This window comes from Rhodococcus sp. Z13_19A, from assembly GCF_058133575.1.
In genome coordinates, this window is the sequence record NZ_JBYUNN010000004.1 from 30,691 (window position 1) to 53,179 (window position 22,489).

Below are 22,489 nucleotides of genomic sequence, written 5' to 3' on the forward strand. Positions count from 1 at the left end.
ATGTTCCGCTACATTGCCGAGGTCCAGTTATGGATCGAACGTTCCACAAATCGAGCAAGGGGTTCACATGACGCAGGTTCTGGCAGGCAAGGTCGCCGTGGTCACCGGTGGCACGAGTGGCATCGGCCTGGCGATCGCCCAGCGCTACGCCGCCGAGGGCGCGCGCCTCTTCGTGACTGGCCGTCGGCAGGAGGCGCTCGACGCCGCGGTGACCCAGATCGGCGGCGACGTGACCGGCGTGCGAGCCGACTCCTCCAGCGCGGCCGACATCGGCGCGCTCTACGCCGCCGTCCGCGAGTCGGTCGGGAGGATCGACGTCCTGGTGGCCAACGCCGGCGGCGGCTCGTTCGCCCCGCTCGGTGAGATCACCGAGGAGCAGTACCACGACACGTTCGACTCGAACGTCAAGGGCACGCTGCTCACCGTGCAGGGTGCGCTGCCCCTGCTCGTGGACGGGGCATCGGTCGTGCTCCTGAGCTCGACGACGTCGGCGCTCGGCGGCGCCGCGTTCAGCATCTACGCCGCGTCGAAGGCGGCGATCCGCAATTTCGCTCGCAGCTGGGCGCTGGACCTCAAGGACCGCGGCATCCGCGTCAACGCCCTGGCCCCCGGCCCCACGCACACGCCCGGCGTCATCGGCCTCGTCCCCGACGGCGAGGGTCAGGGCCTCCTCGACGCGCTCGCTGCCGACGTGCCCCTCGGCCGTGTCGCAGACCCTTCCGAGATCGCCGGGGCAGCGCTCTTCCTCGCCTCCCCGGACGCGAGCTTCGTCAACGGCTCGGAGCTGTTCGTCGACGGCGGGCAGGCGCAGGTCTGACGGCACCGCCACGGGGTACCTCCGGGCGGCGCTTCGGGTGCTGACCGGCCCCTGTCGCGTTTCTTCAATCCGTGCCGGTCGGTGCCTGGCTACGTTTCCGGCCATGAATGCAACCTCGACCTTCACGGTCTCCGACTGGACCCCGGCCGGCTCCCCGGCGCAGGTGGGCGGGCTGCCCGTGCCCGTGACGGCGGCGCCGGCCGGGTTGGCGCACATGGTGAAGACGTTCGCCGGCGACCTCACGGGGCGGTCGGTCACCTGGTTCCTGGGCAGCCTGAACTCCGAGACTGGCCACGGCTCCTACGCCGCGCTCGAGGCGGTGCAGGGCGAGCTGGGTGGACGCCCCGGCACGTTCAACCTGGTGCACGCGGCGTCGACGCACGGCTCGGACCGCTACGACGAGCACCTGGTGATCGTTCCGGACAGCGGCACCGGTGAGCTCGTCGGCATCGCCGGCACGGGACGCATCGTCGTCGACGCCGACGGCACCCACCGCCTCGAGCTGGACTACGCCCTGGGGGAGTGAGGCGGCAGGGGGCAGGCCTTGGCGCGCACCAGGACGTAGGACGTCGACGCCGGCCTGAGTGAGGTCAGCTGCGCTGCGCCAGGGCCACGTCGATGATCTCCCGGCTGGGCACGTGCAGCGCCTCGGCTGCGCTGGTGCCGGTCGCGGCGAGGTAGGCGTCGACCAGCCGGTTGCCGACGGCGTAGCCCGCCCCCGTGGGCACCCCGACCGGTGCGGCGCCGAACCGGGTGGCGGCGGCGTCGCCGTGCACCCACGCGGCGAAGTTCTGCATCCCACCCACGTCCAGCCCTGTCACCACCTTGCCGAACACGGCGTCGTCGCCGAGGTGCGGGACACCGATGGGGGTGTAGCCCAGCGCATCGCCGTAGAGCTGGCGGGCGAAGGCGTCGGCGAGGCCTTCCGAGACGACCTGTTCACCCACCACCACCGACGCCGGGTCCCAGACCACCCCGCCGGGGGCGTACCGCAGGTTGTGGTTGAGCTCGTGGACGGCCGCCGCCTCCAGCCGAGCCAGGTTCTCCTCGGTCGGCCAGAGCGTGAGCGAGAGGTAGCCCGTGGCGCTGCCGTTGCCGCTGAACCCGCGCGCCGGCCCCATGAAGTACTCGTCGTCGGGGTCGCCGAGCACCAGGAGCACCGCGATGTCCGGCACCTGCACCTGTGGGGTGGCGCGGGCCTGGACGTCGACCGCCTCCGCCAGCGCCCGCTCGATCCGCCGCCACGCGTCCGCGGCCTGCAACCGGGAGAGGGCCTCCCGCACCTCGTCCCCGCGTCGATCCAGCGGGAACCCGAAGCTCATGGCGTGCATGGCCACCAGGTCGACCTCACCCGGGAAGTACCGGAACATGCCCGCCATCGGAGCCAGCGCCCTGCGCAGGAGCTCCGGGCGCGCCGACGCCTCAGCGCGCAGCACCGCGTCCATGGCCGTCGCGGTGTCCAGCACGCTGATCGTCATGCCGGGGACGGTAAGCCCTCCCGCCGCGGCCCTGTCCACTGAGGTCGCACGGTCGGCAGGCATACCTGAGGCCGCACCGCTGTTGCCCGAGGTGAGAGCGGTTCTGCGGTGGACGCAGCGGGAGGTGGTCATGACGGGTACAGCAACACCACGCGACCGGATGACGCACGTGCTGGTGACCGGGGTGCGCGGCAAGACCGGCGTGGCGCTGGCGGAGCAGCTCGTCGCGCGCGGTGACGTCGAGGTGCTCGGCGGCAGCAGCGACCCGTCCACGGTGACCCTGCACGGGGTGCGTCCGACCGCCTTCTCCTGGGACGAGCCGGCGGGGTGGGCTGCGGCGACCGGCGGCGTCGACGCGGTGTACCTGGTGCGCCCGGACCGTGCGGACGCCCCCGAGCTGATCGGTGCGTTCCTGGCGGAGACGGTGCCCGAGACGCGGGTGGTGCTGCTGTCGGAGAAGGACGCGCCGGAGGGCTGGGCGGTGCGGGCCGAGCAGGCGGTGCGCACCAGCTCTCGCGCCTGGACGATCCTGCGGCCCAGCTGGTTCATGCAGGTGCTCACCGACTCCCGCTTCTACCTCGACCAGGTCGTTGACGCCGGCGAGCTGGCCTTCGTCAGCGGCGGGGCGAGCGTGGCCTGGATCGATGCCCGCGACATCGCCGCCGTGGCCGCGCAGGCACTGCTCGACCCGCGGCACGCAGGGCAGGTCTACGAGCTCTCCGGCCCGGAGGCAGTCTCGTTGCCGCGCACCGCAGACCTGCTCTCCGCGGCGACCGGACGCCACGTGACGCACCGGGAGGTGACGATCGAGGACGCGGTGGCCGGGATGGCGGGCTTTGAGCGCGACCTCACGGCGCTGACGTTCCAGCGCGTGCAGGACGGCACCTTCGCGGTGGTGACCGACGACGTCGCGCGGGTGACCGGCCAGCCGGCCCGGACGCTGCAGACGTTCCTCACCGACTCCAGTTCGCTGCTGCAGCGCCGCAGCTAGGGAGCGGGGGTGACGCCGCTGGCTGAGCGCGCCACTGCCTGCAGCGTGAAGGAGCCGGCGGGGGAGCCCAGGCGGTGGAACAGCTCGCTGCGCAGCGCCTGCCGACGGCCCTCCGGCTGCGCGACCAGGTAGGACCCGGCCGGCCCGATGCCCGCCATCAGCCCGGCCAGCACCTCCTCGAAGCTGGCGTACGTGGTCTGCACCGTCATGGTCTGCTCGCTGACCTGCTCGAGGCCGCGGTCCTCGAGCAGCTGCACCACCTCACCGGGCCGGCCGAACCGCCGGGCGTAGAGCTCGGCGGGCGCCTGCGGGTCGACCGCCACCGCCGCCTCCCAGAAGGCGTGGAACAGCTGCATGCCGTGGTCGAAGTCCCACACGCACGCCGCGACCTGGCCGCCGGGCACCACCACGCGCCGCATCTCGTCGATTCCCCGTGCGGGGTCGGACATGAAGTGCAGCACCAGCGAGGCCACAGCCAGGTCGACGGAGTGGTCGGCGAAGGGCAGCGCCTCCGCCCGGCCCTCGCGCACGTCCGCGCCGGGGTTGCGGGTGCGGCAGGCGGCCACGAACGGCACCGACGGGTCGCAGGCGGCCACCGAGCTGGCGCCGAGGCGGCGCACGAGCTCGGCGGTCAGCGCGCCGGGGCCGCAGCCCACGTCCAGCGCCCGTTGGCCGCGGCTCACCCCGCACGCGTCGGCGAGCTGGACGGCCAGGGGGCCGGAGTAGCGGCCCATGAAGGCGTCATAGATCTCGCCGCTGACCTGGAACGTGCTGGCACCGTCGGGCTGACTCATCGCCATTCCTCCCAGAAAACCTGTGCCCAGGCTACGACCGCGGCCGTGCCCTGGCAGGCCTAGCGAGAAGGGTTGGGCGTGACCAGGTCCGGCGAGATCGCGCTGGCGTGCGTGGCCCCGGTCAGGCCCATGGTGAGGTCGAGCTCGGCGACGATGTTGGCGATCACCTCCTCGACCCCCTGCTGCCCGCCGACGGCGAGGCCGTACATGTAGGGGCGGCCGAGCAGGCAGGCGTCGGCCCCGTGCGCCAGGGCGACGAAGACGTCCGCGCCAGTGCGGATGCCGCTGTCGAACAGGACGGTGGGGTCGGGACCGATGGCCTCGCGCACGGCGATGAGCGCATCCAGCGAGGCGATCGACCGGTCCACCTGCCGCCCACCGTGGTTGGACACCACGATGGCGTCCACGCCCAGCTCGACGGCACGGCGCGCGTCGTCGGGATGCAGGATGCCCTTCAGCACGATCGGCAGCCGGGTGCGCTCCCGCAGGGTCTCCAGGTGGCTCCAGCTCAGGCCGGGGTTGGAGTAGATGTCCAGGAACGTCTCCACCGACGCCCGCGGCACGGCGGAGCGCAGGTTGGTCCAGAACGACCCGGGGTGCTCGCGGGTGATGGACAGCAGCGACTTGATGGCACCGAGGGTGACCTGGACGTCGGCGGAGGTGCCCAGCCGCTTGGCCGCGGCGATGCGCTCGGCCACGATCTCGCGGAACCGTGGGTCGGAGGTGTACTGGCCGATGCCCTTGCCCTGGGCGAACGGCAGCGACCCCAGGTTGAGGTCCTGTGGCCGCCACCCCAGCAGCGTGGTGTCGAGGGTGACCACCAGCGCCTCGGCGCCGCTGGCCTCCGCGCGACCGATCAGGCTGTCCACCAGGGCCTCGTCGGTGCTCCAGTAGAGCTGCATCCAGTGCCTGGCCCCGCTCATCGCGGCAGCGGTCTCCTCCATCGGGGTGCCGCCCTGGTTGGTGAAGATGTAGGGCACTCCGGTCGCCGCCGCGGCCCGCGCGACGTGCAGGTCGCAGTCGGGGTCGATCAGCTGGCCGGCCCCAACGGGGGCCAGCAGCAGCGGCGTGGGCAGCTTCGAGCCCAGCAGGGTGACCGAGAGGTCGCGGGTCGCCTGGCCGTGCGCCATCCGCGGGACGATCGCCCAGCGGTCGAAGGCAGCCCGGTTGTTGCGCATCGTCTGACCCTCGCCAGCCCCGCCGGCGACGTAGGCCCACGCCTTGGCGGAGCTGGCCTTGCGCGCTCGGCGCTCCAGCTCGGCGAAGTCGGTCGGTACCGCGGGTCGTCGCCCCAGGACACCGTCACGGTAGATCGCCGACTGCCGGGCCCGGCCGCGGCTCTCGGTCGTCGTCGGGGAGGAGGCTGCGGGCGATGGCTGCTCTGGCACGGAACCACTCTAGGCAGCAGGCGGATCTGCGCACGGCGAGATCTGGGGCGCGCCTGAGGTGGTGCCGTGTCGCCGCGGGCGGAGTAGGTCCCTGAGCGACGATGCAGACACGGCTCCTAGCCTCGCGTCGTGACGGTTGACGAGGTGCTGCAGGCGTACGGGGAACGAGCGGTGGAGTACGCCGACAGGCTGGGCGCCATGGGCGCGGTGCACCCGGAGGATCGTGACCTGGTGCTGCGCTGGGCGCTGCACCGTCCCGGCCCGATCATCGACGCCGGCTGCGGACCCGGGCACTGGACCGACTTCCTCACCCGCGCGGGCGTGGAGGTGGAGGGGACCGACCTGGTGCCTGCGTTCGTGGCGCAGGCACGGGACCGCTTTCCGGCCGCGCGGTTCCGGGTGGCGGCCTCGGACGACCTCGGGGTGCCCGACGGGTCGCTGGCCGGTGTGCTCGCCTGGTACTCGACGATCCACACCCCACCCGAGCAGCTCGCGGCTGTGCTGGCGGAGCTCGCCCGGTGCCTCGCCCCGGGCGGGAGCCTGCTGCTGGGGTTCTTCGAGGGACCGGCGGTGGATGCCTTCGCGCACGCGGTGGTCACGGCTTACCGCTGGCCGGTCGAGAGGCTGGCCGCCCAGCTGCAGGATGCGGGGTTTGCGGTCCGGGAGATCCACACCCGCACCGATCCTGGTGCTCGTCCGCACGGGGCGATCGTGGCCGAGAAGCGCCGGCTCGGTGGAGACCCCTCCACCGAGCCGGCGTCCGCGCCCTGGCCCTGCTAGGAGCCGGCGCCCGCGGCCAGCACCCGGGCCGCCTCGCGGTCGGCGGCGGTGTTGGCCACCCCGGCACGCGAGCCGGCCAGCTTGGCCTGGATGTGCTCGCCCACGGTGATCGGCGGGTAGGCCGAGCCGTCCCCGACGCAGGTGGGCAGGGTGTCGATCACCGCGTCCACGTTGCCGTCGTGGAAGAACGCCGCACTGCGGCGCCGCCGGATGGTGCCGTCCACGATGGGCGGCTTCACCCGGTGCACGGTGGACATCCACCGGTCGTTGGTCCAGCGGGCCATCAGGTCACCCAGGTTGATCAGCAGCGCGCCCTCCGCCGGCATCACGTCGTTCCACGACCCGTCGTGGCCCAGCACCTGCAACCCTGCGACGCGGTCGGCCCAGAGCACGGTGACGATGCCGTAGTCGGTGTGCGCCCCCATGCCGGTCAGCTCGCCGTCGAGCTCGATGGTGCCCTCGTCCAGGGCGTAGTTGTTCATCCGCAGCACGTCCAGGCTGTGGTCGGTGTAGCGCTGGAAGAACCCGGCCGGCAGCCCGAGCGCGTCGGCGAACAGCCCGGTGAGGGTGCGGGCGACGCGCGCAGCCTCGTCGTAGTACGCCGACACCGCCGCGCTGAAGGTCACCTCCTCGGCCGGCCACACGTTCTCCGGGTAGTCGGCCAGCGGCAGGTCCAGGCCCGGGTAGTCCGAGACGGCGGCACCGACGTTGAACGCCTCGAAGAAGTCGTGCATCCGGTTGGACGGGGCCAGGCCCAGGCTGAGGCTGAGCGACTCGGTCTTGGGCGGGGCGTACCCGCGGTTGACCTCCGGCGGCGTGCGGTAGCTCTTCTTCACCTCCAGCGGCAGCCCGAAGAACCCGTCCAGCGCGGCGGCGAAGGCGTCGGTGACCTCGGTGGGCACCCCGTGCCCGGTGATCTGCACGAAGCCGACCGTGCGCGCGGCCTCGTCGAAGGCTGCGGCGGCAGCTGCGCGCTCCTGCGGCGTGCCGTCGCCCACGTAGGCGGAGATGTCGACGACCGGGACGTGGAAGCGGGGGGTGGTCATGAGGGGTCCTCCAGGGTGGTGTGGCGGTCGGGGACGCCGGCGACGACGGTGTCTGCCCGGGCGCGCAGGTCGCGCCGGTCGGACTCGTCGAGCCAGCAGGCGTCGATGGCGTTGAACGTGAGCTGGGCGAGCTGGTCGCGGCCGTAGCCGAGGGCGTGGGAGAGCACCCGGAAGTCGTGCGTCGGGTCGGTGCCGAACATCGGCGGGTCGTCGGAGTCGATGGTGACGCACAGGCCGGCGTCGACCATCTCGCGGATGCGGTGGTGGGTGCCGTCGCCGCTGCCGGAGTAGCGGCCGATGTCCGAGCTCACCGGGGTGCAGGTGAACGGCACCCGCTCGGCCACGCAGCGCGCGGTGATGTCGGGGTCGTCCACCACGTGGTAGCCGTGGTCGACGCGGCTGCAGCAGAGGTCGTCGAGCAGGGTGCGGATGTGCGCCGGGGGACCGGACTCCGAGTGCGCGGTGCGCTCCAGCCCGTGCCGGGCGGCCAGCTGGAAGGCCTCCACGAAGCGGCCGGGCGGGCCGTTGACCTCGGCGTAGTCCAGCCCGATGCCCACTACCTCGTCGATGCGGTGGGCCACCACCTCCTCCACCAGCGCCACCGCGTCGGCTCCGCTGCGCTCCCGGTTGATGCCCACCACCAGGCGGGAGTCGATGCCGGTGTCGGCGCGGGCCGCGCGCATGCCGGACACCACCCCGGCCAGCAGCCGCGGGTAGGGCACGTCGGGGTGCCCGGGCGGGCTGAGCTGGATCTCCCGGTAGAGCACCCCGTGCGCGGCCCCACCGGCGGTGAGCGACTCGTAGGTCACCCGGTGGAAGTCGTCGGCGTCGCGGATCACCGAGCCCACCACGTCGAGCACCCGGAGGAACTCGCCGAGGTCGGCGTAGCTGTGGTGGTCGTAGAGGTCCTCGGCGGTGCGCCCCGCCAGGGACACCCCGTGCTTGGCCGCCAGCTCGACGACCGTCTGCGCCGCGACGCTGCCGATCAGGTGGCAGTGCAGGCTGACCTTGGGCAGCGCCGCCACCATCGCGTCGATGGCCGGGTCGTCCGGCGTGGGCGTGGAGAAGGCGAACGGGGCCAGCGTCATCGGCGACCCGCCTCCGTGCCGAAGCGGGCCAGCACCAGGCTCTCGACGAGCTGGGCGAGCAGGTACAGCAGCAGCGAGGCCAGCGTGATCACCACGACCAGCGCCCACACCCGGTTGATCTGCGAGCGGGCCGCGGCCGAGACGACGGCGTAGCCGATGCCCTGCCCGGTGGCGAGCCACTCCGCCAGCAGGGCACCGGTGATGGCGCCGGGCACGGAGATGCGGATGGAGGCGAACAGCGCCGGCAGCGCCGACGGGAAGGCCACCTTGCGCAGCACCGACCACGAGCTGCCGCCGTAGACCATGACGACGTCGCGCATCTGGGCGGACACCGAGCGCAGCCCGAGGACGATGCTCACCAGCGCGGGGAAGAGCACCACGATCCCGCTCATCACCGCCACGGCGGTGAACCCTCGCCCGACGAGCAGGATGATGATGGGCGCCAGGGCGATCAGCGGCACCGCGCGCAGGATCATCGCCACCGGCATCACCGCGCTCTCCACCCCGCGGGAGAGCACGATGCCCGCGGCCAGGGCGACGGCGGCGAGCATGCCGGCGACGAACCCGATGGCGGAGTCGGTGAGCGTGTGGCGCAGCAGCGGCCAGATCTCGGCGCGGGCCTCGGCGGCGTCGGAGTCGGTGACCAGGTAGGCCCACACGTCGGTGGGGCCCTTGCCGACGTAGGAGGAGACGTCGAACAGGCGCAGCCCGGCGACCCAGAGCAGCAGGACCACGGCCAGCACGAACACCAGGGTGAGCACGGTGCGGCCGAGCCCGCGCAGGACGTGGGTCATTCGGGTGCTCCCTTCGACCAGGGGGTGACGAAGCGGGCGACGAGGCCGAAGGCGGCGTAGGCCGTGCCGGCGAGGACGGCGCAGCCGAAGCCCAGTCCCCAGGCCTGCTCCACGTTGATGTTCTGCTGGGAGATCTTCAGGGCCAGGCCGACTCCACGGTCGATGCCCCCGGCGTACTCGCCCAGGATCGCGCCCAGGAACGCGGCGGGGGCGGCGATCTGCAGGGAGGCGAGGACCGCGGGCAGCGCGGAGATCAGCTGCACCCGGCGCAGCCGCTGCCAGGCCCCGCCGCCGTAGACGGTGACCACGTCCAGGCTGGCCTTGTCGGCCGAGCGCAGCCCGAGCACGGTGCCCACCACGGTGGTGAAGAAGACCGAGAGGGCGGCCAGGGCCACGGCGGTGCCGGAGCGGTCACCCGGGTCGGGCACGCCGATGACGATGTAGAGCACCGGGGCGATGGCCACGATGGGGACGCAGTAGCTGATCACCGCCACCTGCATGATCACCGGCTCCGCCAGCGGCAGCAGCAGCACCAGCGAGGCCAGCACCAGCGCGGCGACGTTGCCGTAGAGGAACCCGACCGCAGCCTCCTCCAGGGTGATGCCGAAGTGCAGGGAGTAGAAGCCCCAGCCGTCGGCGCGCACCGAGCGCACCACCTCGTGCGGGGCGGGGATGCGGGCGTCGGCCAGCACCGTGACGGTGGCGATCCACCACACGGCCAGCACCGACACCAGCCCGGCCAGCCCGGTCAGCGCAGGGCGCAGCCGTTCTCGGCTCAGCACGGGATCACTGCCCGGACCCGGCGGAGTCGCCACCGAAGAGCAGCTCGGAGGCGTGGTCGTGCAGGGCGTGGAACTCCGGGGTCCGCATCATCGCGGGCAGCCGGGGGCGCGGGAGGTCGACCTCGATGATCTCCTTGATCCGTCCCGGGCGTGGGCTCATGACCGCCACCCGGTCGCTGAGGAAGATGGCCTCGGAGATGCCGTGGGTGACCATCAGCGTGGTCGCGGGCTTCTCGGTCCAGATGCGCAGCAGCTCGAGGTTCAGCCGCTGGCGGGTCATGTCGTCCAGGGCCCCGAACGGCTCGTCCAGCAGCAGCACCGACGGCTTGACCACCAGCGACCGCGCGATGGAGACCCGCTGGCGCATGCCGCCGGAGAGCTGGGCCGGCTTGGCCTTCTCGAAGCCCTGCAGCCCGACGAGGTTGATCAGCTCGGCCACCAGGGCGTCGTCCGGCTTCTGCCCGGAGACCTCGAAGGGCAGCCGGATGTTGGAGAGCACCGAGCGCCAGGGCAGCAGCGCGGAGTCCTGGAAGGCGATGCCGAGCTCGTGGTCACGGCGCAGCTCCAGCGGCGACTTGCCCTCCACCAGCGCGGTGCCCTCGGTCGGCTTCTCCAGACCGGCGAGGATGCGCAGGATGGTGGACTTGCCGCACCCGGACGGGCCGAGCAGCGACAGGAAGCTGCCCTTGTCGGTGAAGAGGGTGACGTCGTCCAGGGCGGTCACGCTCTTGCGACCGACGCGGAAGGTCTTGGTCAGGTTCTGGATCCGCACGCCGGTGCCCAGGGAGCGAGCTGCTCCCGAGGCACCGGCGGTGGTGAGGGTCTCCGACACGATTGCCCTTTCGGTGCGGGGGATGACTCAGGGCAGCTTGGCCAGCTCGGGCTTGTCCTTGAGCAGCTCGGTGAGCAGCGAGAGGTCGAAGAGCTCGTCGGCCTTGACGTTGATGTCGGCGGCGGCGAGCGTGGTGAGGGTCTGGCCGATCAGCGCGTCGGTGATGGTGAAGAGCCCGTTCTTGGTCACGTCGGGGGTGACGATCAGGTCCTTCTGCACCTCCGACTGCTTGAGCTCCTTGGCCATGCTCAGGTTGAGGTCCTTGCCGTACTTCTCCACGGCCAGCCGGGCGCCCTCGGTGGGGTTGGCCAGGGCGTCCTGCCAGCCGCGGATCTCCGCCTCCAGGAACGCCTTCACCTTGGCCGGCTCCTCGGCGATCATCTTGTCGGTGGTGATGACGCTCTCCGCGACGAAGGGCAGGCCGTTGTCGGCGAAGGGCAGGTTGGTGATCTCGTGGCCAGACATCGACACCGTGAGCGACTCGTTGGTGACGTAGGCGAAGAAGCCGTCCACCTCACCGTCGATGACGGGCGACGGGTCGTACTCCACCGGCACCTTCTTGACGTCGGAGGCCTTGATGTTGTTGATCTTGAGCAGGGCGTCGAAGAGGGCCTCGTTGCCGCCGGCCTGGACGCCGATGGTCTTGCCCACCAGGTCCTGGGGCTTGGCGATGTTGGCCTTGTTCTTCAGCGAGAGAATGGTGAAGGGGTTCTTCTGGAACTTGGTGCCGACGATCTTCAGCGGCGCCTTCTCCTTCTCGATCACCTGGGCGGCCGCCACGGCGTTGCTCAGGGCGAAGTCGGCCTGGCCGGAGGCGACCATCGTCTCGATCGGACCGGGGCCCGGGTTGAGCGTCACCGAGCTGAAGCCGGCGTTGCGGTAGTGGCCGTTGGTGTCGGCGAAGTACTCGCCGGCGAACTCGGCGTTCTTCACCCAGGACAGCTGCAGGGTGATGGCGCCGTGGTCGGCTGCCCCTGAGCTGCTGGCGCCGGCGGACCCCTCGTCGTCGGAGCCGCAGGCCACCAGGCTGAGGGTGGCAGCGGCGACGAGCGCGGTGAGGCGGAGCCCGTGGCGCCGGCTTCTCGTGGGCAGCGACAGGGTCATGTGGTTCTCCTTGAATCAGTGACACAGGATGTGGTGGCACAAGACGGAATGGGCGCAGAGTGCTCGTTTTTCCGAGCACGAGGTGACCGTAGGAACGCCATGTTGCGAACCTGCGCGGCGGAGGTTTCGCGGGCGTTAAAACATTCGTTTCAGCACCGGACGACCGTTGCTCAGTAGTGCGTGCGGGCGACGTTGCTCAGCCAGGCGTCGAACGGGGCCACGGCGGTGGGGGTGCGCACCGCGTCCACGCGGGTGGGCCAGGTGGCGCGGTCCTGGGCGAACAGCTCGTAGAAGGCGCGGTCGTCGAAGCCACCACGAGCGGCGTCGTCGCGGTCGGCGGCGTACACCACCCGGTCGACACGCGCCCAGAGCGAGGCCGCCAGGCACAGCGGGCACGGCTCGCAGGAGGTGTAGAGAACGGCGCCGGTCAGCGCGAAGTCGCCCAGCCCGGCGCACGCGGCGCGGATGGCCTGCACCTCGGCGTGCGCGGTGGGGTCGTTGTCGCGGGTGACGCGGTTCTGGCCGGTGGCCAGCAGCTGCCCGTCCCGGACCACGAGCGCGCCGAAGGGTCCGCCGCCGGCGGCCACGTTGGCCACCGCCAGCTCCACGGCCTCGGCGAGCCAGCGCTGGTCGTGCTCGCTGGTGTCGGGCTGGCCGGTGGGGTAGATAGTCATGGTGTCTCCTCGGTGGTGAAACTGTCGTTGCGGGCCAGCCGCCACAGGCGGTCGCGGCTCATCGGGATCTCGTGGGGTCGCACGCCGAGGGCGTCGCGGACAGCGTTGGCCAGGCCCGGGGCGACGGGGTTGTACGGCGCCTCGCTCATCGACTTCGCCCCTCGTGGGCCGAGCACGTCGTAGGTGTCGGCGAAGAGCACCTCGGTGACGGGCACGTCACCCATCTGCGGCACCCGGTAGCTGCGGAAGGTGCGGGTGAGCACCTCGCCCTCGGCCAGCAGCATCTCCTCGTAGAGCGCGCTGCCGATGCCCTGCGCCACCCCGCCCTCCACCTGGCCGCGCAGCTGCTCGGGGTTGATCACCGTGCCGGCGTCAGCGGCCTGCACCGACTTGAGGATGCGGAGCTCGCCGGTGGCCGGGTTCACCGCCACCCGGAAGCCGTGCACGTTGAAGGCGACCGAGCGACGGGCGCCGTCGTGGCTGCCGCTGGCGGTGAGCGGAGCGTGGAGCAGCTCGCACCAGGGGACGAGCGTGCCGTCGCTGCGGCGGACACCGTCCGGCTCGGTGCTCCCGCCGCCGGCGAGCTCCTCCAGCCGGGCCCGCAGGGCGGCGGCCGCCGCTGCCACCGCCACCCCGGCCACCACCGAGCCGGTGGAGCCGTAGGCGCCGGTGTCGTAGCCGACGTGGTCGGTGTCGGAGGCCCGCAGCCGCACCCGGTCGGTGCTGGTGCGCAGCTCCTCGGCGACGAGCTGCACGTGCACGGTGGCCGTGCCGTTGCCGAACTCGGCCGTGCCGCACGCGATGGTGACCGACCCGTCGGGGTCGATGGTCACCGACGCCTCGGCGTGGTGCCCGCGTGGGGGGATGGTGGCGATCATCGACAGCGCGATGCCCTCGCCGGTGCGCCACCCCCGTGGTGCCGGCTCGCCGTCGCCGCCGGCCAGCGCCTTCTCCACCAGGTCCAGGCACTGGTCGGCGCCGTAGCTGCCGTACTCCAGGTCGTCGCCCGGCGGGCCGTTGACCACGAAGGCGTCACCGGGGACCACCACGTTGCGCCGCCGGATCTCGGTGGCGGACAGCCCGACCTCGCGGGCCAGCTCGTCCATCGCCGACTCGATCGCGAAGATCACCTGGCCGAGCCCGTAGCCGCGGAACGCCCCGGAGGGCACGTTGTTGGTGTAGACCGCCTCGGCGTCCACCCGCTTGTTGGGGCAGCGGTAGACCGCCACCGACTCGTGGCAGCCGTGGAACATCACGCCGGGGGCGTGGTTGCCGTAGGCACCGGTGTCGCTGAGCACGTCCACCGTCATGGCGGTGAGCACGCCGTCGGCGTCGGCGCCCAGCGTCACGCTCACCCGCATGGGGTGCCGGCACGGGACGGAGGTGAACTGCTCCTCGCGGGTGAGCTCCAGCTGCACCGGCTGCCCCAGCGCCAGCACGGCGCGGGCCACGATGTCCTCGACGAGCATCTCCTGCTTGCCGCCGAAGCCCCCGCCGACGCGGGCGGCGATCACCCGCACCCTCTCCGGCGGCAGGCCGAGGACGTGCGCGAGCTCGTCGCGGACCAGGAACGGCACCTGGGTGCTGGTGCGGATCACCAGCCGGCCGTCGGCGTCCAGCCAGCCGCGGGCGCCGTGGGTCTCCAGCGAGGCGTGCGTGACGCGGGCGGTGCGCCAGGTGCCGGACACCGTCGCGGCGGCGCCGGCCAGCCCGGCGGCGACGTCGCCGACCTCGCCGTGGGTCTGGGCGACGACGTTGCGGCCGGGCTCGGCGATGCGGGCGACGTCTGGGTCCTTGTCGCCGTGCAGCAGCGGGGCCCCGGGCGAGCGCGCCAGCTCGGGGTCGACGACGGCGGGCAGCAGCTGGTAGTCCACGCCGATCAGCCCGACCGCCTGCTCGGCCAGGGCCACCGAGTCCGCCACCACGGCGGCGATGCGCTGCCCGCGGAAGCGCACGACGTCGTCGAGCATGCGGGTGTCGTCGGGGTCGTCCAGGCGGTCCTGGTGGCGGCCGGTGGAGTAGAGCACGTCGGGCACGTCGCGGTGGGTCAGCACGAGGTGGACCCCGGGCAGCGCCTCGGCCCGGGAGGTGTCGATGCTGGTGATCCGAGCGTGGGCGTGCGGGCTGGTGAGCAGCCGCATGTGCAGCACGCCGGCGTCGGGCAGGTCCAGCGTGTACGGCTCGGTGCCGGTGACGATGCGGGCACCGGCCGGCGCAGGGACGGAGCGGCCGAACGCCGCCGGGCCGGTGGTGTGGGTGTTGCCGCGGCCGGCGAGGGCGTCTCGGATGGAGCGGTAGCCGGTGCAGCGGCACAGGTTGCCCTTGAACAGCCGGCCCAGCTCCTGGTCGTCGGCGTGCACGTGCCCGTCGGCGTCGGCGAGCGCGGCGGCGGTGACCACGTAGCCGGCGGTGCAGAAGCCGCACTGGAAGCCACCGGCCGCGGTGAAGCAGCGCTGCACCGGGTGCAGCTGGTCCGGGGTGCCGAGCCCGGCCGCGGTGGTCACCGCGCGGCCCTCGCCGCGGACGGCCGGGTAGACGCAGGAGTGCACGGGCGTGCCGTCGACCAGCACCGAGCACGCCCCGCAGTCGCCGGCGTCGCAGCCCTTCTTGACGCTGAGCTCGCCCTGCTCGCGCAGGAAGGTGCGCAGGCACTGACCCGGGCGGGGCTCGGCCGCCACCGGGGAACCGTTCACCGACATGGTCATGACGCCAGCTCCTCGCAGATCTCCGTGGCCAGGGTGGTGGTGACCGCCCGGCGCCAGTCCGCGGCGCCGTGGGCGTCGGCGTACCAGCAGTCGACGGTGCCCAGCGCGCGCTCGAGCTCGCCGGGATTCGGGACGCCGGCGAAGCGCAGCTGCACCGGTCGGCGGGTGGCCGCGGTGACCGTGAGCGTGGTGGCGCCGTCGGCGTCGCTCCGGCCGATCACCAGCGCGGAGGAGCGACCGAGCGGGGCCAGCCCGATCCGCCGGAACGCGGTGCGGCTGTGCAGGTGCGCCAGCGGGACGTCGACGGCGCGCAGCACCTCACCCGGTTGCAGGGAGGAGCGGCCGGCGTCCCGGACGAACGACGCCACCGCCTCGCGCCGCGCGCCGCCGTCGGGGGTCCACACCAGCACCTCGGCGTCCAGGGCACTGGCCAGCGAGATCATCGCCCCGGCGGGCAGGGCCAGGCAGAGGTTGCCGCCGACGGTGGCCACCGACTGGATCTTGAAGGACATGAGGAACGCCTCGGCGCAGCTGCGGACCAGGCCCCCCGCGGCGCCCAGGACGTCCGCCGGTGCCGCCGCCAGCTCGGCCACCGTGCAGGTGGCGCCGATCCGCAAGACCCCGGCACCGTAGCCCTCGGGGGGCAGCTCCCAGGCAGGCCAGCCCAGGGTGGTGAGGTCCACCAGGCCGGTGGTGGCGGGCTGCGGCTCGGAGAACAGCCAGGAGCCGCCGCCGAGCAGCGCCTCGCCGGGGCTGAGCCGCAGGTCGTCGCGGTGGGTGGCGCGGCGGTAGCCGGACACGGTGTTCAGGTCCATCAGGCGGCCCTCACCGTTCGACCTCGACGAGCCGGTCGTAGGTCCGGCTGATGGCGGTGACCCGGGCGCTGCCCGGGCGACCCAGCTCGGAGAGCACGCCGTCGGCGAGCACGCTGACCAGGCTCATCGCGGCGGCGTAGCTGTCGAAGGCGAGCAGCCCCTGCACCGGGCACTCCAGCCAGGTGCTGGCCGCGGCGGCGTGCTCGATGCCGGTGGGGTCGGCGATCAGCACCACCGTGGCGCCGGTGGCGGCGGCCTCGCGCAGGAACGCGCCGAACCCGGCCGGGCGGCGGCGAAAGCCCATCACCAGCACGGCGTCGCCGGCGGCGAGGTCGGCGAGCTCCTCGCCCATCACCTGCCCCGGCAGCGGGGCCAGGCGCACGTCGCCGCGGGCGTGGGCCAGCTGCTGGCGCAGGTGCAGGGCCACCGGGTGGCTGTTGCGCCAGCCCACCACGGTCACCCGGCGGGCGGCGGCGAGGAGCCGGACCACCTCGTCCACGCCGGGCTGGGCGATGGTGCGCTGCACCGCGCGGTGCTCCTGGGTGGCGTGGGCGGCGAGGTCGGGGGTGCCGTCCACGCGGTGCGGCTCGCCGGGGGTCCGCAGGCTGCGCAGGTGGTCGCGCACCTCGTCGAAGTCGGCGTAGCCCAGGCTGCGGAACAGCCGGCTCATGGTGGCCTTGGAGACTCCGGCCAGGGCGGCGAGCTCGGAGGCCCGGTAGGTGGCGAGGTCGTCCAGGTGCTCGAGCAGGGACGCCGCGGCCTTGCGCTCCTGGGGGGACAGCTCGCCGTGGTGCTGGGCGATGCGCTCGTCGATCCTCACTGGACCACTCCCTGCTGTGTCTCGGCCACCCGCGCGTCCAGGCGGGCGGCGACGGCGAGCACGGCCTGCTCCAGGGCGTCGATGCCGTGGGCGACGTCGTCCTCGCGGACGTCCTCGGCCGGGTGGTGGCTGATGCCGTCGTGGCAGCGCAGGAACAGCATCGCCACGTCGGTGGTGGCGGCCAGCACCATCGCGTCGTGGCCCGCCCGGCTCCACAGGCCCAGCGGCTGCGCGTCACCGGTGGAGCGGATTCCGGCGACCACCGCCTGCTGCAGCCACTCCGCACACGGAGCGGCGGGGGCGCAGTGCGTCTCGACCACCTCCAGCCCCAGCCCGCGGCGCTGACAGATCGCCGCGATCTCGGTGTGCAGCACCGCCCACATGGCGTCGCGCTCGGCGTCGGTGGCGGCGCGCAGGTCGAGGCTGAGCTCGGCGCGGCCGGCGATGACGTTGACCGCCCCGGGCTGCACCTCCACCCGGCCGACCGTGGCGATGCACTCCGAGGCGCGGGCGATCCGTTCGATGGTGGTGATCACCTCGCTGGCCCCGGCCAGGGCGTCGCGGCGGCGGGGGTACGGCGTGCCGCCGGCGTGCCGGGCCTGCCCGAGCACCGTGACGGTGAAGCGCCGCGCCCCGGCGATGGTGGTGACGTAGCCGAGCGCGGCGTCCGCCTCCTCCAGGTAGGGGCCCTGCTCGATGTGCGCCTCCAGGTAGCCGACGAGCTCCTCCGGCCGCCGGGTGGCCTCGGGCAACCGGTGCGGGTCCAGCCCGAACTGCTGGAACGCCTCGTGCAGCGTGGTGCCGTCGCGGTCGCGCAGCGCCCAGAACGACTCCTCCCAGCCGCCGACCACCGCCCGGCTGCCCAGCAGCGCAGTGCCGAAGCGGGTGCCCTCCTCGTCGCTGAACCCGATCACCTCGAGCGCGAACGGCAGCTGGTCCGCCCGGTCGCGGAGCCGCTCAGCCACGGCGATGGCCATCACCACGCCGAGCATCCCGTCGTAGCTGCCGGCGTCGGGCACGGTGTCCAGGTGCGAGCCGAGCAGCAGGGCGGGCATCCCGACCCGGCGGCCCTCGACGCGTCCGCACTGGTTGCCGGCGGCGTCCTGCCAGGTGCGCAGCCCGGCCTCCTGCATCCAGCGGGCGGCCAGCGCGTTGGCGCCGGCGTGCTCCGGCGACAGGTAGACCCGCTCGAGCGCCCCGCTCTGGGCGGAGAACTGGTTCAGCTCGGCGCAGCGGGCGATCGCCTCGGCGGCACTGGTGCGCGCGCTCATCCGGCGTACACCTCCCGGGCCGCGCCGACGCCCCCGCCGGCGGTGACCGCCGCACCGCAGGCCCGCAGCACCTGCTCCAGGGCGGCCAGGGTGGTGAGCACCGCGTCGCGGCGGGCGTTGTAGCCCATGGTTCCGATCCGCCAGACCCGGCCGTGCAGCGGCCCGAACGACGTCCCGATCTCGATGCCGAAGTCCGCCAGCAGCGCTGCCCGCAGCCCCTCGCCGTCCACGCCGTCGGGGATCTCCACCGCCACGACGTTGTTCATCTTGTGCGCGAGGTCGCCGAAGACGCCCAGGCCCAGGCCCTGGACGCCGGCGAGCATGGCCGCCCCGTGCAGCCGGTGGCGCTCGACGGCGTTGTCGATGCCCTCCGCCACCAGCAGCCGGGCGCACTCGCGGGCGCCGTAGAGCATGGTGGTGGCCTCGGTGTGGTGGTTGAGCCGCCGCGGGCCCCAGTAGTCCATGACCATGGCCAGGTCGAAGTAGTTCGACTGGATCCGCCGGCCCCGGGGCTGGTCGCCGGCGTCCCGAATGCCCGCCTCCACGTGCCTGCGGGCCTCGATCACCGCCACCGCGCGCGGGGAGAGGGTGATGGGTGCACTGCCCGAGGGACCGCCCAGGCACTTCTGCAGACCGGCCGTGGTGACGTCGATGCCCCAGGCGTCGGCGGGGTAGGGGTTGCCGCCCAGGGAGGCGGTGGCGTCGCAGTAGAGCAGCACGTCGTGGCGGCGGCAGATCTCGCCGAGGTCGGCCAGCGGCTGGCACATGGTGGTGGAGGTGTCGCCCTGCACCACGGCCAGCAGCTTGGGCCGCACGGCGAGCACCGCCTCCTCCACCTGCTCCGGGCGGAAGACCTCGCCCCAGGGCACGGTGATGGTGTGCACCTCGGCGCCGCAGCGCTCCGCGATCTCCACCAGCAGGTGGCCGAAGCGGCCGAGCACCGGCACCAGCACCCGGTCGCCCGGCTCCAGCAGGGAGACCAGCGCCGCCTCGATGCCGGCCCGGGAGGTGCCGTCGACCAGGAACGTCTGCTCGTTGCGCGTGCTGAACACCTCGCGGTAGAGCTCCATGGTCTCGTTCATCAGGTCCGTCATCGCGGGGTCGTACTGCCCGACGAGCTGGGCCGACATCGCTCGCAGCACCCGGGGATCGGCCGTGCTCGGGCCGGGGCCCATCAGCAGCCGCGGCGGCGGGTTGATCTGGTTCATGACGGCCTTCCTGGCGGGCGGGTGAGCAGGCGGCCACGGGAGTGATCGGGGCTTGCCGCGACCACGGCGCCGGCGACCACGGTGTGCACGACGGAGCCGGCGTAGCGCAGCCCGTCGTAGGCCGAGAGGGGGTTGCGGTGGGCGAGGCGGTCCACGTCCACGTGCAGCTCGGTGGCGGTGTCGTAGACCGCGAGGTCGGCGTCGGCGCCCGGGGCGATGCGTCCCTTGCCGCCGAGGCCGACCAGCTCGGCGGTGCTGCGCGACATCCAGCGGCTCACCTCGGCCAGCCCGATGCCGCGCTCGCGGGCCTCGTGGGCCACGGCGGTGAACCCCACCTGCAGGCCGGACACCCCGCCCCAGGCCTGCTGCAGGTCGCCGTCGCCGCGGAGCTTCTCCTGCGCGGTGGCGGGGGAGTGGTCGCTGACCACGACGTCGATCACGCCGTCGCACAGGGCTTGCCACAGCTGCTCGCGGTTGCCGGCGTCGCGGATCGGCGGGCAGCACTTGAACTGCGGTGCGGCGTCGGGGATGGCCTCGGCGGTGAAGCAGAGGTAGTGCGGGCAGGTCTCCACGGTGATGGGCAGGCCCTCGGCGCGGGCGTCGGCGAGCAGGTCCAGGGCGCGGGCGCTGGACAGGTGCAGCACGTGCACCCGGGCGCCGGTGCGGCGGGCGCCGTCGATCACCCGGGCGATGGCGGTGGTCTCGGCGGTGTCCGGGCGGGAGAGCAGGAAGTCGGCGTAGGCGCGGCTGGGGACGGCCGGGGCGGCCTCGAGCACCGCGGCGTCCTCGGCGTGCACCACCATGAGCGCGTCGATCCGGGCCACCTCGGTGAGGGCGGCGGTGAAGTCGGCGGGCGACAGCGGCGGGAACTCCTCGACGCCCGACGGCGACAGGAAGCACTTGAAGCCCAGCACCCCGGCGTCCCACAGCGGCTCGAGCTGGGCCAGGTTGCCGGGGACCGCGCCGCCCCAGAACGCCACGTCCACCGCGAGCTGACCGGCTGCGGCCTGCTGCTTGGCCCGCAGGTGCGCCACGGTGGTGGTGGGCGGCAGGGAGTTCAGCGGCATGTCGACGAGGGTGGTGACGCCGCCGAGCGCAGCCGCGGTGGTGGCGGAGGTGAACCCCTCCCACTCGGTGCGGCCGGGCTCGTTGACGTGCACGTGGGTGTCCACCACGCCGGGCAGCACGTAGGCGGTGTCGGGTGCGTCCAGGACGGTGCCGCTCAGCTGGTGGTCGAAGGGCGCGACGGTGCTGATGGTGCCGTCGGCGATGGTCACCGTGGCCGGGACGAACGCGCCGTCGACGAGGACGTGCCGTGCGCGGACGGCGTCGACGAGCATCAGCAGAACCCGGCGATGGTCGCCCATGCCCGTGGCTCCTCGGCAGCGCCCTCGCGCTGGACGGTCGCCTGGATCAGCCCGTAGGGGCGGTCGGCGGCGAAGAACACCTCGCCGGGGTTGTCCATGTCGAACGGCGCCAGGTCGACGAGGAAGTGGTGCTTGTTGGGGCAGGACAGCTTGACCTCGGCGATGCCCGGGAAGCGGGTGAGGATCGCCTTGCCCACCTCGAAGATGGTCTGCTGCAGGGCCAGGGAGTGCACGCTCGCGAAGGTCTCCAGCAGCGTGGCGCGGACGGCGTCGTAGCAGGCGTTGAAGGCGTCGCTGTCCATCGAGGCCGGGTCGGTGTAGCGCCACCACGCCGTCACCGACGTGGCGAGGATCCGGTCGTCGGTCTCTCCGAGCGTGGTGAACCGGTCACGCGGGAAGCCGTGGAACTCCGACCCGGTGGACTTCAGGACGGTGCAGTCCTTGAGGCCGGCCACCACGAAGGTCTCGTCCCCGTCGCGCTGCACCACCGCGGTGCGCACCTCCTGGCCGGCCCGGACGAAGGCGTGGTCGTGGGGCGCACCGTCGGCGACGATCCGGCTCCAGCTGTGCTGCTCGGCCTCCCACCGTCCGCCGCTGACCCACTCGAAGCCGTCCACGAAGTGGCCGCCCAGCGTCAGCAGGAACTGCTCGGGCGAGCCGATGCCGTGCTCCCGGGCGAAGGCGTACACGGTGTTCTTCTGGGTGTCGGTGGCCACCACCTGGCTGTTGTCGCCGTCGGTGTGGCACGCCACGAAGTCCCCGCGCAGCTGGGCGGTGACGGTCAGGTCCTCGATCTGGTGCACCTCGGTGTCCCGAGTGATGCGCACGAGGCGGCACTCCGCCTTGCCGTACTGGTTCGCGCCCAAGATCACGTCGCCGTTGGCCACGTCAGCTCCCTTTGTAGGTGGTGTAGGCGAACGGGCTCAGCAGCAGGGCCACGTGGTGGTGCTGCTGGTCCGCAGGCACGGTGAAGGTGAGGCGGACCTCGGGGAAGAAGGTGTCGCGCCCGGCTGCGGCGAACCACGGGCCGGTGGCGAAGGTGAGGGAGTGTGGGCCCGCACCGAGGTCGGCGGGGAAGCGGACCCGGCCGTCGGCGTCGGTCACCGCCTCGGCGAGGGTGCCCTCCGCGGAGTCCCGCAGCGTCACCGGCAGTCCGGCCGCGGGGACGCCGAGGGCGGCGTCGAGGGCGTGGGTGGAGCAGGTGCTCATGTGAACAGCCCCTCTAGTCGCAGGACGGCGATCTCGGCGAGCTGGCCGGCAGTGACCACCAGCTCGGTCTCCGGGTCGTGGGTCAGCCGCTCCTCGAGCAGCGCGAGGATGTCCTCGGCGCTGCGCCCGGCGGCGCGGACGAGGTAGATCCGGTCGAAGGTCTCCTCGTAGCGGCGGTTGCCCTCGGCGAGCCGACGCGCGAGGTCGGCATCGTCACCGTCCACAGTGGACTGTTCGCGACGCGACATCGCCGCGCTGGCACCGTCGCCGGAGGGCCGCTCGCCGATGCGGGGATGGTCCGCCAGCGCTGCCTGCACCTCCGCGCCGGTCCAGGTGGCGGCCCGGGCGGTCGCGCAGGCGCTGAGCTCGGCGACGCTGGCGTACGGGCGCCCCGCCACCAGCGCCTGCACCCAGCTGTCGATGGCGGCGCACGGGCGGACGGTGGCGCTCGCCGCCGCCTCGCTCATGGTGTTGAAGTCCTCGATCTGCACGTCGCCTCCTTCGGCTGCCGTTGACGTTAGGCAGC

Annotated in this window: 23 protein-coding genes; 4 read left to right on the forward strand and 19 right to left on the reverse strand. The window is 72.9% G+C overall.

The genetic code is table 11. The features are described 5' to 3' along the window. Positions 1-67: 67 nt before the first annotated feature. Together AC3YNX_RS15105 and AC3YNX_RS15110 are read left to right on the forward strand one after the other, a co-directional pair. Entirely contained in the window at positions 68-817 is a 750-nt protein-coding gene (locus tag AC3YNX_RS15105; RefSeq protein WP_489995982.1) for an SDR family NAD(P)-dependent oxidoreductase, read from the forward strand. A 103-nt stretch (positions 818-920) separates the two neighbouring features. Continuing rightward, entirely contained in the window at positions 921-1,343 is a 423-nt protein-coding gene (locus tag AC3YNX_RS15110; protein WP_489995983.1) for a DUF3224 domain-containing protein, read from the forward strand. Between the two features lie 64 nt (positions 1,344-1,407). Here the strand turns inward: AC3YNX_RS15110 and AC3YNX_RS15115 are convergent, their stop codons facing one another. Beyond that, positions 1,408-2,295 carry a DUF2268 domain-containing putative Zn-dependent protease gene (locus AC3YNX_RS15115; protein ID WP_489995984.1) on the reverse strand — a complete coding sequence of 296 codons (888 nt, stop codon included), beginning with the start codon at positions 2,293-2,295 and terminating at the stop codon, positions 1,408-1,410. A gap of 130 nt (positions 2,296-2,425) precedes the next feature. On the opposite strand from AC3YNX_RS15115, the gene AC3YNX_RS15120 reads away from it, so the two are divergent. Then, positions 2,426-3,286: a Rossmann-fold NAD(P)-binding domain-containing protein gene (locus AC3YNX_RS15120; protein ID WP_489995985.1), complete on the forward strand. Its 861-nt coding sequence runs from the start codon at positions 2,426-2,428 to the stop codon at positions 3,284-3,286. Here AC3YNX_RS15120 and AC3YNX_RS15125 read toward each other — a convergent pair. After that, a complete protein-coding gene (locus AC3YNX_RS15125) occupies positions 3,283-4,080 on the reverse strand; it encodes a class I SAM-dependent methyltransferase (protein ID WP_489995986.1) in 798 nt (265 codons plus the stop codon). The genes AC3YNX_RS15120 and AC3YNX_RS15125 overlap by 4 nt on opposite strands. 59 nt (positions 4,081-4,139) lie before the next feature. Further along, on the reverse strand, positions 4,140-5,468 hold the full coding sequence (locus AC3YNX_RS15130) for a lactate 2-monooxygenase (RefSeq protein ID WP_489995987.1): 1,329 nt from the start codon (positions 5,466-5,468) through the stop codon (positions 4,140-4,142). 129 nt (positions 5,469-5,597) lie between these two features. Between AC3YNX_RS15130 and AC3YNX_RS15135 the strand changes: the two genes are divergently transcribed. Then, positions 5,598-6,248, forward strand: coding sequence for a class I SAM-dependent methyltransferase (locus tag AC3YNX_RS15135; RefSeq protein ID WP_489995988.1), 651 nt, complete (start codon positions 5,598-5,600; stop codon positions 6,246-6,248). Here the strand turns inward: AC3YNX_RS15135 and AC3YNX_RS15140 are convergent. From AC3YNX_RS15140 to uraD, 16 genes are all read right to left on the reverse strand, one after another. Further along, positions 6,245-7,294 carry an isopenicillin N synthase family dioxygenase gene (locus tag AC3YNX_RS15140; RefSeq protein ID WP_489982616.1) on the reverse strand — a complete coding sequence of 350 codons (1,050 nt, stop codon included), beginning with the start codon at positions 7,292-7,294 and terminating at the stop codon, positions 6,245-6,247. The genes AC3YNX_RS15135 and AC3YNX_RS15140 overlap by 4 nt on opposite strands. Next, the gene (add, locus tag AC3YNX_RS15145; RefSeq protein WP_489995989.1) at positions 7,291-8,382 is read right to left on the reverse strand and encodes an adenosine deaminase; all 1,092 of its coding nucleotides are present in this window, start codon (positions 8,380-8,382) and stop codon (positions 7,291-7,293) included. Before add ends, AC3YNX_RS15140 begins: the two co-directional genes overlap by 4 nt. Next, complete coding sequence (locus tag AC3YNX_RS15150; protein WP_489995990.1) at positions 8,379-9,176, reverse strand: ABC transporter permease; 798 nt, start codon at positions 9,174-9,176, stop codon at positions 8,379-8,381. The genes add and AC3YNX_RS15150 overlap by 4 nt, the downstream gene beginning before the upstream one ends. Beyond that, positions 9,173-9,958, reverse strand: a complete 786-nt coding sequence (locus AC3YNX_RS15155; protein ID WP_164860657.1) for an ABC transporter permease — start codon at positions 9,956-9,958, stop codon at positions 9,173-9,175. The genes AC3YNX_RS15150 and AC3YNX_RS15155 overlap by 4 nt, the downstream gene beginning before the upstream one ends. Positions 9,959-9,962: 4 nt before the next feature. Then, positions 9,963-10,793, reverse strand: a complete 831-nt coding sequence (locus AC3YNX_RS15160) for an ABC transporter ATP-binding protein (protein WP_127783729.1) — start codon at positions 10,791-10,793, stop codon at positions 9,963-9,965. Positions 10,794-10,817: 24 nt separating this feature from the next. Next, positions 10,818-11,894: an ABC transporter substrate-binding protein gene (locus tag AC3YNX_RS15165; RefSeq protein ID WP_127783728.1), complete on the reverse strand. Its 1,077-nt coding sequence runs from the start codon at positions 11,892-11,894 to the stop codon at positions 10,818-10,820. Positions 11,895-12,064: 170 nt separating this feature from the next. Further along, positions 12,065-12,568 carry a nucleoside deaminase gene (locus AC3YNX_RS15170; RefSeq protein WP_489982618.1) on the reverse strand — a complete coding sequence of 168 codons (504 nt, stop codon included), beginning with the start codon at positions 12,566-12,568 and terminating at the stop codon, positions 12,065-12,067. Then, positions 12,565-15,273: a molybdopterin-dependent oxidoreductase gene (locus AC3YNX_RS15175; RefSeq protein ID WP_489995991.1), complete on the reverse strand. Its 2,709-nt coding sequence runs from the start codon at positions 15,271-15,273 to the stop codon at positions 12,565-12,567. Before AC3YNX_RS15175 ends, AC3YNX_RS15170 begins: the two co-directional genes overlap by 4 nt. Beyond that, the gene (locus AC3YNX_RS15180) at positions 15,270-16,088 is read right to left on the reverse strand and encodes an FAD binding domain-containing protein (protein WP_489995992.1); all 819 of its coding nucleotides are present in this window, start codon (positions 16,086-16,088) and stop codon (positions 15,270-15,272) included. The genes AC3YNX_RS15175 and AC3YNX_RS15180 overlap by 4 nt, the downstream gene beginning before the upstream one ends. Before the next feature lie 10 nt (positions 16,089-16,098). Continuing rightward, complete coding sequence (locus AC3YNX_RS15185; RefSeq protein ID WP_127783724.1) at positions 16,099-16,908, reverse strand: MurR/RpiR family transcriptional regulator; 810 nt, start codon at positions 16,906-16,908, stop codon at positions 16,099-16,101. Continuing rightward, positions 16,905-18,179, reverse strand: coding sequence for an allantoate amidohydrolase (locus AC3YNX_RS15190; protein WP_489995993.1), 1,275 nt, complete (start codon positions 18,177-18,179; stop codon positions 16,905-16,907). Before AC3YNX_RS15190 ends, AC3YNX_RS15185 begins: the two co-directional genes overlap by 4 nt. After that, on the reverse strand, positions 18,176-19,387 hold the full coding sequence (locus tag AC3YNX_RS15195) for a pyridoxal-phosphate-dependent aminotransferase family protein (RefSeq protein WP_489995994.1): 1,212 nt from the start codon (positions 19,385-19,387) through the stop codon (positions 18,176-18,178). Before AC3YNX_RS15195 ends, AC3YNX_RS15190 begins: the two co-directional genes overlap by 4 nt. After that, positions 19,384-20,754: an allantoinase AllB gene (allB, locus tag AC3YNX_RS15200; protein ID WP_489995995.1), complete on the reverse strand. Its 1,371-nt coding sequence runs from the start codon at positions 20,752-20,754 to the stop codon at positions 19,384-19,386. Before allB ends, AC3YNX_RS15195 begins: the two co-directional genes overlap by 4 nt. Next, positions 20,727-21,641 carry a factor-independent urate hydroxylase gene (gene pucL / locus AC3YNX_RS15205; RefSeq protein WP_489995996.1) on the reverse strand — a complete coding sequence of 305 codons (915 nt, stop codon included), beginning with the start codon at positions 21,639-21,641 and terminating at the stop codon, positions 20,727-20,729. Before pucL ends, allB begins: the two co-directional genes overlap by 28 nt. 1 nt (position 21,642) lies before the next feature. After that, positions 21,643-21,963: a hydroxyisourate hydrolase gene (gene uraH / locus AC3YNX_RS15210; protein WP_489995997.1), complete on the reverse strand. Its 321-nt coding sequence runs from the start codon at positions 21,961-21,963 to the stop codon at positions 21,643-21,645. Further along, positions 21,960-22,454, reverse strand: a complete 495-nt coding sequence (uraD, locus tag AC3YNX_RS15215) for a 2-oxo-4-hydroxy-4-carboxy-5-ureidoimidazoline decarboxylase (RefSeq protein ID WP_489995998.1) — start codon at positions 22,452-22,454, stop codon at positions 21,960-21,962. The genes uraH and uraD overlap by 4 nt, the downstream gene beginning before the upstream one ends. Positions 22,455-22,489 lie beyond the last annotated feature (35 nt).